The sequence below is a fragment of the Enterobacter hormaechei subsp. hoffmannii genome (assembly GCF_001729745.1).
Lineage (GTDB): Bacteria > Pseudomonadota > Gammaproteobacteria > Enterobacterales > Enterobacteriaceae > Enterobacter > Enterobacter intestinihominis.
This window is the reverse complement of the sequence record NZ_CP017186.1, coordinates 498,731-511,183: the sequence shown is the minus strand read 5'-3', so window position 1 is coordinate 511,183 and position 12,453 is coordinate 498,731. Positions and strand designations below refer to the sequence as shown.

The window sequence follows — 12,453 nt, the reverse complement described above, 5'->3', positions numbered from 1 at the left end:
CCAAAGGGGAGAGGGGTTGGGGTGAGGGGTATTTTTTTCTACTGATTCTGCGTCGCACGCAGCAGCGTTTCCAGCGGGTACACCGCCGCAATCACCACCTCGTCCTGGATTTTCGCCGCGTTATCCAGTTCGCTCTGGATCGACGCGATCTCTTTATCATCCAGCGTTCCCTGACGTGCCACCAGATCCGTCAGCCGCAGGCCAATCGAGGCCAGCTTGTCCACCTCCTGAATTACCGGTTTGATGGCCTTCAACTGATAGCTGTTTTCGCTCAAGGCCAGCACGTCGCTGGTGTTGTTCTGCCAGCGGTTAAAGACGTGGCGCAGCGCGTCGGCGCTCTCCGTGTCTTCCGCGTCGCTCACCAGACGATCAGCCCATTTATTCATCTGACGCACGGTCGCACTTTCCGCGTTTAGCGCGTCAGCGAGCCGGTTGAGCGGCTCAAACTGATGATAGTTTCCGGCCTGGAACTTAAGATGCTGACGGGTGTAATACTGCGCCGGTTCAAGCGCCTGGGCGAGGATTTGTAGCGGCAAGGTATCCGCATTGTTAGCGAGGCGCGTGAACTGTATCTGCTGCTGGGTATGCTGCTGTAGCCCAACCGATACCGTGGACCAGCTGTCCATCGCCTGGAGCCGGGTATACATGTTGTCGATGTCGTTGACGTCCTTCGCCGACCAAAGTCGCTCCGCCACCGCAAAGGCGCGCGGCCACAGACGGATATCCAGCACTGGCGCGACTACGTTTTCCGCCCACAGCGCGGCTTCACCGCCGAGCAGATTGGCCTCGTTCGCCGGGTCCGGCACCACCGGCGGAACGCCTTTCGGCACCTCGTCCTGACGCGTGCCGCTAATCGGGTAGCGGGCGTTACCCACCAGGAAATAGCCGCTGAGCTTATCGTTCTCAACAGAAACGACCGGACGCGTTTCACCCATCCAGGTATCAAGGGAAAACGTTACCTGATTGTCGTCCCGCCACTGAATGTTATCCACCGCCCGACGCGATTTCCCGGCAAAATCAATGAATCCGCGCCAGCCAGCATCGCCTTTCACCAGCGTAAAGCTGCCTTCCACCGGCTTGCCTTTCAGACGCGGCATCGAGAAAGCCCAGCTCTGGACGCTGTCGGTGTCTGCTATCACATCCACGCCGTTCAACCCCTGCGGCACAATTTCATTGCGGTAGTGGTAGGCGGTGGATTGCGGCTGATCAAGGTAGAAACCGGTAGAGAGAATGCCCTTATAGCCGTTCTGCGCCACCTGCCCCAGCGCGTCCTGTCCCTGCCAGGACTGGATCAGAATGCTTTTCGGCAGATCGGGATGGTAGATCTCATCCCAGCCAACCATCTGCCGGTGGTGCTTCTCAAGGATCGTCTCCAGCTTGCGGTTGAAATACGCCTGCAACGCATGGCTGTCCGCCAGTTTGTTGTCGCGCATGAATCTCTGGATCGCAGCGTTCGCTTTCCACTGGCTGTCGTCAACCTCATCGCCGCCAATATGCAGATACGGATCCGGGAAGATCGCCGCCAGTTCGCTGACCATCACGTTGGCAAAGGTATAGGTCGCCTCTTTGGTGGGATCCAGCACTGGCTTAAGCACGCCCCAGTGGCGCTCCATGGCGTACGGCCCCGGCGCGCTCATCAGCTCCGGGTAGGCGACGGCAATCGCCGAGGCGTGGCCCGGCATATCAATTTCCGGCACCACGCGTATGCCGCGCTCGGCAGCGTAACGCACAATCTCGCGCATCTGCTCCGTGGTGTAGAACAGCCCATCGCTGGCAAGCTGGGTTAATTTTGGATAACGCTTCGAGGTAAAGCGCCAACCCTGATCGTCCGTCAAATGCCAGTGCAGGACGTTGAGCTTAGCCGCGGCCATGCCGTCGATCTGGCGTTTGATATCGGGTAACGGGATGAAATGGCGCGCTGAATCGAGCAGCAGCCCGCGCCACGGGAAGCGCGGCGAATCTTCAATGGTAACCCACGGAATCGAGGTGTTTTCGGCACCGTTCTGCATCAGCTGGAGCAAGGTTTCCATGGCGCGCAGCGCGCCGAAGCGGGTGTTGGCGGAGATATTTACGCCGTTGGCGTCCACCGTGAGTTTATAGCTCTCATCGCTGTCCGGCAGCGGCTGCGGCTTCACTTTTTTAGCGATGGAAATACGGATGGTTGGCTTGTCAGGTTTTTCGGCCTGCGGCTGTAGCGTCCAGCCAGTTTGCAGGGCGATGCGCTGGCGCAGGCGGTTGACCGCATCCCCCAGATCGTCGCCGCTGACGCTCACGGAGAGTTGATTGTTAAGCACCAGCGCACCCTGTGTGGTCGGGCGTTCAACCTTCGCAGGCCAGGGCATTAAGGGAAGGTCGCCTGCCGGGGCGGCAAAGGCGGAGGCGCCGAGCATAAGCCCGGCGGTTAAGAGACTGTACCGTAACATGAATGTTCCTTATCTGACGGGCCAAATAAAGGCAAAACATTCTGTTAACATGCGCTCAAATTGTCGTCAAGCGAATGCGCCGACGGAGATCACAGGTTGTTGAATTTGGGAGGAAAGCCAGCTGCCGGGTGGCGGCTTCGCCTTACCCGGCCTACGTTCGGATCGTAGGCCCGGTAAGCGCAGCGCCACCGGGCTTGCCGTTACTGCCATCCATACCGACGGCTATAGAACCCTTTGACCATCTGCGTCAGCACCATGTAACCCGCGAGGATCGCCACCAGCCACGGGAAGTAGCTCAGCGGCAGCGCCTGAAGTTGCAGGTAACTTGCAAGCGGCGAGAACGGCAGCGCGATCCCGAGCGCCATCACAATGCCCGTCATCACGATCAGCGGCCATGCGGCACGGCTCTGGATAAACGGAATGCGGCGGGTGCGGATCATATGCACAATCAGGGTCTGGGACAGCAGCCCCACCACGAACCAGCCGGACTGGAACAGCGTCTGGTGTTCCGGGGTGTTGGCGTGGAACACAAACCACATCAGGCAGAAGGTCAGAATGTCAAAGATGGAGCTGATCGGCCCAAAGAACAGCATAAAGCGCCCCAGATCGGCGGGGTTCCAGCGCTGCGGCTTCTGGATCTGCTCGTCGTCCACGTTATCAAACGGGATGGCGACCTGAGAGACATCGTACATCAGGTTCTGAATCAGCAGGTGCAGCGGCAGCATCGGCAGGAACGGCAGGAAGGCGCTCGCCACCAGCACGCTGAAGACGTTACCGAAGTTGGAGCTGGCGGTCATTTTGATGTATTTGAGCATATTGGCGAAGGTGCGACGCCCTTCGATGACGCCCTCCTCCAGCACCATCAGGCTCTTTTCCAGCAGAATGATATCTGCCGCCTCGCGGGCGATATCCACCGCGCCGTCCACGGAGATACCGATATCCGCCGCACGCAGGGCTGGCGCATCGTTGATGCCGTCGCCCATAAAGCCCACCACGTGCCCTTCACGACGCAGCAGAGTGACGATGCGTTCTTTATGCATCGGCGTCAGGCGGGCAAACAGCGTGGTGCGCAGGGCAAGCTCGGCCAGCTCATCGTCGGACAGGTGCTCAATGTCGCTCCCCACCACGACGTCGCCCGCGTCCAGGCCCACTTCGTGGCACACTTTGGCCGCCACCAGCTCGCTGTCGCCGGTCAGGATTTTGACGGTGATCCCGCTCGCTTTCAGTGCTTTCAGCGCCGGCGCGGTGGTCTCTTTCGGCGGATCGAGGAATGCGATGTAACCCTCGAGGATCAAATCGGATTCATCGATACGCTGGTAGTCCCCTTCCCGCGCGGGCAGGAACTTGCTTGCTACCGCCACCACGCGCAGCCCCTGACGGTTCAGGTTATCGGTGACGCGTTTGATGCGGCGCAGCATGGTCTCATCCAGCGGCACGATCTCGCCGTTATGACGCACCTGCGTGGAAACATTCAGGATCTCCTGCAATGCCCCTTTGCAGATCAGCTGATGTACGTCCGGCTGCTCGCTGACCACCACCGACATGCGGCGCCGTTCAAAGTCGAACGGAATTTCGTCCACCTTCTGCCAGCGGCCGGAGAGCATGCGGGCAGACTCTTCATCCACACCTTCCAGCACCGCCACGTCGAGCAGGTTTTTCAGCCCTGTCTGGTAGTGACTGTTCAGCCACGCGCTGTACAGCACCCGTTCGCTGGTCTTTCCGGCGATATCGGTGTGGTTCTCCAGCACGATTTTGTCCTGGGTCAGGGTGCCGGTTTTATCGGTGCAAAGAATGTCCATCGCGCCAAAGTTCTGGATGGCGTCGAGGTGTTTGACGATCACCTTTTGTTTAGAGAGTTTGACCGCCCCGCGCGCCAGCGTGGAGGTGACAATCATCGGCAGCATTTCCGGCGTTAAGCCGACAGCCACGGAGAGGGCGAACAGCGCCGCTTCCCACCAGTCACCTTTGGTGTAGCCGTTGATCAGCAGGACAATCGGCGTCATGACCATCATAAAGCGGATCAGCAGCATGCTGACGCGGCCAATGCCTTTCTGGAATGCGTTCGGCTCGCTCTCCTGCTCGCTGACGCGTCCGGCAAGCTGTCCAAACCAGGTGTTGCCGCCGGTAGCGGTGACAATGGCCTGCGCCGTGCCGCTGACCACCGTGGTGCCCATAAAGCACAGGGTGTCGCATTCCAGCGGATTCATCTGCTGCGGATCGCGGGTCCTCGCCACCTTCTCTACGGGCAGGGATTCACCGGTGAGTGACGCCTGCGCGACGAACAGATCCCGCGCCTGGATGATGCGTAAATCCGCCGGGATCATGTCCCCCGCCGCCAGCTTCACCAGATCGCCCGGCACCAGCTGGTCAATGGGCAGTTCAATCCAGGCGTTTTCGCCGAGGTCGTTAATCACACGCGACACGGTGGCAGTATTGCTGACCATCGCTTTCAGCGCATCCGCCGCTTTGGTGGAGCGCGCTTCCTGAATAAAGTTAAGCAGCGTGGAGATCCCCACCATCAGGGCAATTACGCCTGCGGCAAACAGATCTTCAGTGGCGTAAGAGATAATCCCGAGCACCGTCAGCAGCAGGTTGAACGGATTGCGGTAGCAGAGCCACAGGTGGACCCACCATGGAGAGGGTTTTTGCGCCGGGATCTGGTTATCGCCATGTTCCTCGCGGATTTTTGACACTTCTTGCGCATTCAGCCCTTCCGGGTGGCCGCCAAAGGCGCGCCAGACTTCGTTTTCATCCATCGCCGCCACGTTCAGGCAGCGCTCGGTCAGGGAAGCGGGGATTTCCGCGCCCGCCAGGGTGTTGGCATTTGGCAGCGGATCGCGCGCAATCAGGCGATGTGGCAGGTGGCGGCTCAGCTGCGCGAACAGCTGCCGGGTGATATTTTTCAGCATAGTCATTCCCCCGCATCCGCAAAGGCGGACGCAGTTTTCCCGCAGGCGTGGCAGAGCCGTACCTGTCAGGCACTTAATTTATCAAGCAGGAACGTATGAACGTTGCTGCCTCACGCCGGTGAGACAGCAAAAGGCTGGCTTACCGGAAAGAAGGTTTTCTCCTGGTCAGGAGAGGTGTGGGATCGGGATCCATGTGGCCTCCGGTAAGTTAAAAATGGGATGTCGTCGCGCAGTATAAGGATTTAACCATACCTTTTGTGACTATTCGGGCGGTATGATACCCCCTCGTAAATAAACCGCACGTAAACCAGACTTTGCCCATAGCGAATTCGCAGGATAGCATTAGGCTCAACTGATTATTTTATCGTTGTTACAGGGAATACAGCATGCAGAACCGCCTTACGATTAAAGACATCGCGCGTTTAAGCGGCGTGGGGAAATCGACCGTCTCACGCGTGCTTAACAACGAAAGCGGTGTCAGCGAGCGCACACGCGAGCGCGTCGAGGCGGTGATGAATCAGCACGGTTTTTCCCCTTCCCGCTCCGCGCGCGCCATGCGCGGGCAGAGCGATAAAGTGGTCGCCATTATTGTCTCGCGTCTGGATTCCCTCTCCGAAAACCTCGCCGTACAGACGATGCTGCCCGCGTTCTACGAGCAGGGCTACGATCCGATCATGATGGAGAGTAAGTTCTCGGCACAAATGGTGGAGGAGCATCTCGGTATGCTTCAGCGCCGCAACATTGATGGCGTAGTGCTGTTCGGGTTTACCGGTCTTAAAGAGGACATGCTTAAACCCTGGCAGCCGTCTCTGGTGCTGCTGGCGCGCGACGCCAGCGGGTTTGCCTCTGTCTGTTACGATGACGAAGGGGCAATCGTGATCCTGATGCAGCGCCTGTATGAGCAGGGCCATCGGCATATCAGCTATCTCGGCGTGCCGCATGCCGACATCACCACCGGCAAGCGTCGCCATGAAGCGTACCTGGCGTTTTGTAAAAAAAACAATCTCCCCGCCGTGGCCGCGCTGCCTGGACTGGGTATGAAACAGGGATATGAGCAGGTCGCCAGCGTGCTGACTGCACAAACCACCGCCCTGGTGTGCGCCACGGATACCCTTGCATTGGGTGCGAGCAAATATTTACAGGAACAACGCATCGGGGAGCTGCAGTTAGCGAGCGTGGGAAGCACGCCGCTGATGAAGTTCTTACACCCGGAGATTATCAGCGTTGACCCGGGTTATGCCGAGTCTGGCCGGCAGGCTGCCGCGCAGCTGATCGAGCAAATTACCGGGCGTACCGAGCCCCGTCAGATCGTCATTCCAGCCCGCCTCTCATAATTTTTTTGAATGGATTATTGTGATCTTCGCCCGATTTCGGGAACGTTCCCATTTTCGCCGTCACGTTGAAGGAGTAGGCTTGCGCACAGGTCATAACCCCTTTCACCATCTGTCATGAGGTTTCATGATGAGTAAAGTCAAACAAGCCGATATCGATCAGCTGATCGTCCTGGTCGGCGGACGCGAGAACATCGCCACCGTCAGCCATTGCATTACCCGCCTGCGCTTCGTGCTGAACGATCCGGCCAAAGCCAATCCGAAAGCCATTGAAGAGTTGAAAATGGTTAAAGGCTGCTTCACCAACGCCGGGCAGTTCCAGGTGGTGATTGGTACCGAAGTGGGCGATTACTATCAGGCTCTGCTGGCGACTACCGGGCACTCTTCCGCCGATAAAGAGCAGGCGAAGAAGGCAGCGCGCCAGAATATGAAATGGCATGAGCAGCTGATTTCCCATTTTGCGGAGATCTTCTTCCCACTGCTGCCTGCGCTGATCAGCGGGGGCTTAATTCTGGGCTTCCGTAACGTCATCGGCGATGTGCCAATGAGCGACGGCAAAACCCTGGCGCAGATGTACCCGGCGCTGCAAAGCATCTATGACTTCCTGTGGCTGATTGGCGAAGCCATCTTCTTCTATCTGCCGGTCGGGATCTGTTGGTCAGCGGTGCGCAAGATGGGCGGAACGCCCATTCTCGGAATCGTACTCGGCGTGACGCTGGTCTCTCCGCAGTTAATGAACGCTTACTTACTTGGTCAGCAAACGCCAGAGGTGTGGAACTTCGGCTTGTTTACCATCGCCAAAGTGGGCTACCAGGCGCAGGTTATCCCGGCATTGCTGGCGGGTCTGGCGCTGGGCTTTATTGAGACGCGTCTGAAGCGCATCGTGCCGGACTATCTCTATCTGGTGGTGGTCCCGGTCTGCTCGCTGATCCTGGCGGTGTTCCTGGCGCATGCCTTTATCGGTCCGTTTGGCCGCATGATTGGCGACGGCGTGGCCTTCGCGGTCCGTCACCTGATGACCGGCAGCTTCGCACCGATTGGCGCCGCACTGTTCGGCTCCCTGTACGCTCCGCTGGTGATCACCGGCGTGCACCAGACCACGCTGGCGATCGATATGCAGATGATCCAGAGCCTCGGCGGCACGCCGGTCTGGCCGATCATCGCCCTTTCTAACATTGCGCAGGCCTCGGCGGTAACCGGCATCATCATCGTCAGCCGTAAGCACAACGAGCGTGAGATCTCCGTTCCGGCTGCTATCTCCGCCTACCTCGGCGTCACTGAACCGGCGATGTACGGTATCAACCTGAAATATCGCTTCCCGATGCTCTGCGCGATGATCGGCTCCGGTCTGGCGGGCTTGCTGTGCGGCCTGAACGGCGTAATGGCAAACGGGATTGGCGTCGGCGGCCTGCCGGGTATCCTCTCCATTCAGCCTTCATTCTGGCAGGTATTTGCGCTGGCGATGGCGGTGGCGATTATCATCCCAATGGCGCTGACTACCGTGGTTTACCAGCGTAAGTTCCGTCAGGGCACGTTGCAGATTGTTTAATTCCCTTTTTCGGGGCGCAGTTGCGCCCCTTCGCATTTGCAGGAACGTACTATGAATACCCTTCCTCACTGGTGGCAGAACGGCGTTATCTATCAGATTTACCCAAAGAGTTTTCAGGATACCACCGGCAGCGGCACCGGCGATCTGCGTGGCGTAACGCAGCGCCTTGACTACCTGAAAACCCTTGGCATTGACGCCATCTGGCTGACGCCGTTTTATATCTCCCCGCAGGTGGATAACGGATATGACGTGGCGAACTACACTGCCATTGACCCGACCTACGGCACGCTGGACGACTTTGACGAGCTGGTTGCCCAGGCGCATGAACGTGGCATCCGCATTGTGCTGGATATGGTCTTTAACCACACGTCCACGCAGCACGCCTGGTTCCGTGAGTCGCTGGATAAAGCGAGTCCGTACCGTGAGTTCTATATCTGGCGCGACGGTACGCCGGACGCGCTTCCCAACAACTGGCGCTCCAAGTTTGGCGGCAACGCCTGGCGCTGGCATGCCGAAAGCGAGCAGTATTATCTGCACCTGTTCGCGCCGGAGCAGGCGGATCTCAACTGGGAAAACCCGGCGGTGCGCGCCGAGCTGAAAAAAGTGTGCGAGTTCTGGGCCGATCGCGGCGTGGACGGCTTGCGTCTGGACGTCATTAACCTGATTTCAAAAGATCAGGATTTCCCGGACGACACCATCGGGGATGGCCGACGTTTCTACACTGACGGGCCGCGCATCCACGAATATCTCCAGGAGATGAGCCGGGATGTCTTTACGCCGCGCAACCTGATGACGGTGGGCGAGATGTCCTCCACCTCGCTGGAGAACTGTCAGCAGTATGCGTCGCTCGACGGGCGCGAGCTGTCGATGACCTTTAACTTCCATCATCTTAAGGTGGATTACCCCGGCGGCGAAAAGTGGACGCTTGCGAAGCCGGACTTCGTGGCGCTGAAAACCCTTTTCCGCCACTGGCAGCAGGGGATGCACAACAAAGCCTGGAACGCGCTGTTCTGGTGTAACCATGACCAACCGCGCATCGTGTCACGCTTTGGTGACGAAGGGGAACACCGCGTGGCGGCGGCGAAAATGCTCGGTATGGTGCTGCACGGGATGCAGGGCACGCCGTATATTTATCAGGGTGAAGAGCTGGGCATGACCAACCCGCATTTCAGCCGTATCACCGACTACCGCGACGTAGAAAGCCTGAACATGTTCGCCGAACAGCGGGCGAACGGCCGCGATACGGATGAACTGCTGGCGATTCTGGCGAGTAAGTCACGTGATAATGGGCGCACGCCGATGCAGTGGGACGCCTCGCACAATGCGGGCTTTACCGGGGGCGAACCGTGGATTGGTGTCTGCGACAACTACGAAACCGTGAACGCCCGCGCGGCGCTGGACGACCCCGACTCGGTGTTTTACACCTATCAGTCGCTGATTCGCCTGCGCAAAACCCTGCCGGTGCTGACGTGGGGGGATTATGAGGATCTCCTGCCTGACCACCCTTCCCTGTGGTGCTATCGCCGTCAGTGGCAGGGGCAAACGCTGATGGTGGTGGCGAACCTGAGCCATTTGCCTCAGGAATGGCAAGCGGACGCTCTCAGCGGCGAGTCGCAGGTGGTGATAAGCAACTACCCCGGCCCTCAAACCTCAATGCTTCGTCCGTTTGAAGCCGTGTGGTGGTTAAAGCAGTAATTCCTCCGCCGGGCACGATGCCGTGTCCGGCTTACTTTACTGTTTTTGTTGAATAATTAATCAGATTTTTCCTTCGCGTCTTTACAATTGCCTCAGCGCCCGCCGTTTGTACTCTCGTCTTTTTACTTTGTCCTGCATCAAAAAAATCGCAAACATGTTTGATGCAAATCACTATATGTAGCACTTAAAATGCACGCCGACCCAACATCTTGTATTTATCGTCTACTATTCCAACAACAAGACGGCGCGAACGCTGGCCGGAATTGTGGATAACACGAGCTGGGCACGCGGGAAGTCTTTGCCTCGGCGAGGAATACGCCCGGTGAATACTTCTCCACCTCTGTGGATAACCTGTTTTTAAAATGGAGTGATCATGACACCGCATGTGATGAAACGTGATGGCTGTAAAGTGCCGTTTAAATCAGAGCGCATCAAAGAAGCCATTCTGCGTGCAGCTAAAGCAGCGGGAGTCGATGACGCAGATTACTGCGCCACCGTCGCAGAAGTCGTTAGCAGCCAGATGCACGAACGCAGCCAGGTGGATATCAACGAGATCCAGACCGCGGTTGAAAACCAGCTGATGTCTGGTCCGTACAAGCAGCTGGCGCGCGCCTACATTGAGTATCGTCACGACCGTGACGTCCAGCGTGAGAAACGCGGTCGCCTGAACCAGGAGATCCGCGGCCTGGTAGAGCAAACCAACTCGTCGCTGCTCAATGAAAATGCCAATAAAGACAGCAAAGTGATCCCGACCCAGCGCGACCTGCTGGCCGGTATCGTCGCCAAGCACTATGCCCGCCAGCACCTGCTGCCGCGCGATGTAGTCTCGGCGCACGAGCGCGGTGAGATCCACTACCACGATCTCGACTACTCGCCGTTCTTCCCGATGTTTAACTGCATGCTGATCGACCTGAAAGGCATGCTGACCCAGGGTTTTAAAATGGGTAACGCCGAGATTGAGCCGCCGAAATCCATCTCCACCGCGACGGCGGTCACGGCGCAGATCATCGCCCAGGTGGCGAGCCACATCTATGGCGGCACCACCATTAACCGCATTGATGAAGTGTTGGCCCCGTTCGTGACCGAGAGCTTCAACAAACACCGTAAAACGGCGGAAGAGTGGCAGATCCCGGACGCCGACGGTTATGCCCGTTCCCGCACCGAGAAAGAGTGCTACGACGCGTTCCAGTCGCTGGAATATGAAGTAAACACGCTGCACACCGCCAACGGCCAGACGCCGTTTGTGACCTTCGGGTTTGGCCTCGGAACCAGCTGGGAATCACGCCTGATCCAGCAGTCTATTCTGCGTAACCGTATCTCCGGCCTCGGTAAAAACCGTAAAACGGCGGTGTTCCCGAAACTGGTGTTCGCCATTCGCGACGGCCTGAACCACAAGTTTGGCGATCCGAACTACGACATCAAACAGCTGGCGCTGGAGTGCGCGAGCAAGCGTATGTACCCGGACATTCTGAACTACGACCAGGTGGTAAAAGTCACCGGTTCGTTTAAAACGCCAATGGGCTGTCGCAGCTTCCTCGGCGTGTACGAAGATGAGAACGGCGAGCAGATCCACGACGGGCGCAACAACCTGGGCGTCATCAGCCTGAACCTGCCGCGCATCGCGCTGGAAGCCAAAGGTAATGAAGCGGCCTTCTGGGCGCTGCTGGATGAACGTTTACAGCTGGCACGTAAGGCGCTGATGACCCGCATCGCCCGCCTTGAAGGGGTGAAAGCCCGCGTCGCGCCAATTCTCTATATGGAAGGGGCCTGCGGCGTGCGCCTGAAGGCGGATGATGATGTGTCGGAGATCTTCAAAAACGGTCGCGCGTCGATCTCTCTCGGCTATATCGGCATTCACGAAACCATTAACGCGCTGTTTGGCGACAAGCACATCTATGACAACGACGCCCTGCGTGAGAAAGGTATCGCGATTGTGCAGCGCCTGCGCGATGCGGTAGACCAGTGGAAAGAGGAAACCGGCTACGGTTTCAGCCTGTACAGCACGCCGAGCGAAAACCTCTGCGATCGCTTCTGCCGTCTGGATACCGCCGAGTTCGGCATCGTGGAAGGGGTGACCGACAAAGGTTACTACACCAACAGCTTCCACCTCGATGTGGAGAAGAAGGTGAACCCGTACGACAAGATCGACTTCGAAGCGGCCTATCCGCCCATCGCGAACGGCGGTTTTATCTGCTACGGCGAGTACCCGAACATCCAGCATAACCTGAAGGCGCTGGAAGACGTGTGGGATTACAGCTATCAGCACGTTCCGTACTACGGAACCAACACGCCAATCGACGAGTGCTACGAGTGCGGCTTTACCGGTGAGTTCGAGTGTACCAGCAAAGGCTTTACCTGCCCTAAATGCGGTAACCACGATGCAGCCCGCGTCTCCGTGACCCGCCGCGTGTGCGGCTACCTCGGCAGCCCGGACGCCCGTCCGTTTAACGCCGGTAAGCAGGAAGAGGTGAAGCGCAGGGTGAAACATCTGGGAAATGGGCAGATCGGGTAATCCGCTGCCACGTTAATGCCCGGTGGCGCTGCGC

Annotated in this window: 6 protein-coding genes; 4 read left to right on the top strand and 2 right to left on the bottom strand. The window is 58.1% G+C overall.

Annotated elements, in window-relative coordinates:
• Positions 1–38 precede the first annotated feature (38 nt).
• Positions 39–2,423, bottom strand: a complete 2,385-nt coding sequence (locus BFV65_RS02420; protein WP_069596178.1) for a beta-N-acetylhexosaminidase — start codon at positions 2,421–2,423, stop codon at positions 39–41.
• Positions 2,424–2,623: 200 nt separating this feature from the next.
• Positions 2,624–5,332: a magnesium-translocating P-type ATPase gene (gene mgtA / locus BFV65_RS02415; protein WP_022646877.1), complete on the bottom strand. Its 2,709-nt coding sequence runs from the start codon at positions 5,330–5,332 to the stop codon at positions 2,624–2,626.
• Positions 5,333–5,718: 386 nt separating this feature from the next.
• Here mgtA and treR point away from each other — a divergent pair, with 386 nt between their 5' ends.
• The 4 genes from treR (at position 5,719) to nrdD (ending at position 12,419) form a co-directional block, all read left to right on the top strand.
• On the top strand, positions 5,719–6,666 hold the full coding sequence (gene treR / locus BFV65_RS02410; protein WP_022646876.1) for a trehalose operon repressor TreR: 948 nt from the start codon (positions 5,719–5,721) through the stop codon (positions 6,664–6,666).
• Positions 6,667–6,793: 127 nt separating this feature from the next.
• Positions 6,794–8,212, top strand: coding sequence for a PTS trehalose transporter subunit IIBC (gene treB / locus BFV65_RS02405; RefSeq protein ID WP_069597081.1), 1,419 nt, complete (start codon positions 6,794–6,796; stop codon positions 8,210–8,212).
• 51 nt (positions 8,213–8,263) lie between these two features.
• Positions 8,264–9,907: an alpha,alpha-phosphotrehalase gene (treC, locus tag BFV65_RS02400; protein ID WP_069596177.1), complete on the top strand. Its 1,644-nt coding sequence runs from the start codon at positions 8,264–8,266 to the stop codon at positions 9,905–9,907.
• A 373-nt stretch (positions 9,908–10,280) separates the two neighbouring features.
• Positions 10,281–12,419 (top strand): anaerobic ribonucleoside-triphosphate reductase, encoded by a 2,139-nt coding sequence (nrdD, locus tag BFV65_RS02395; protein ID WP_022646868.1) that lies wholly within the window; start codon positions 10,281–10,283, stop codon positions 12,417–12,419.
• The last annotated feature ends 34 nt before the right edge of the window (positions 12,420–12,453 follow it).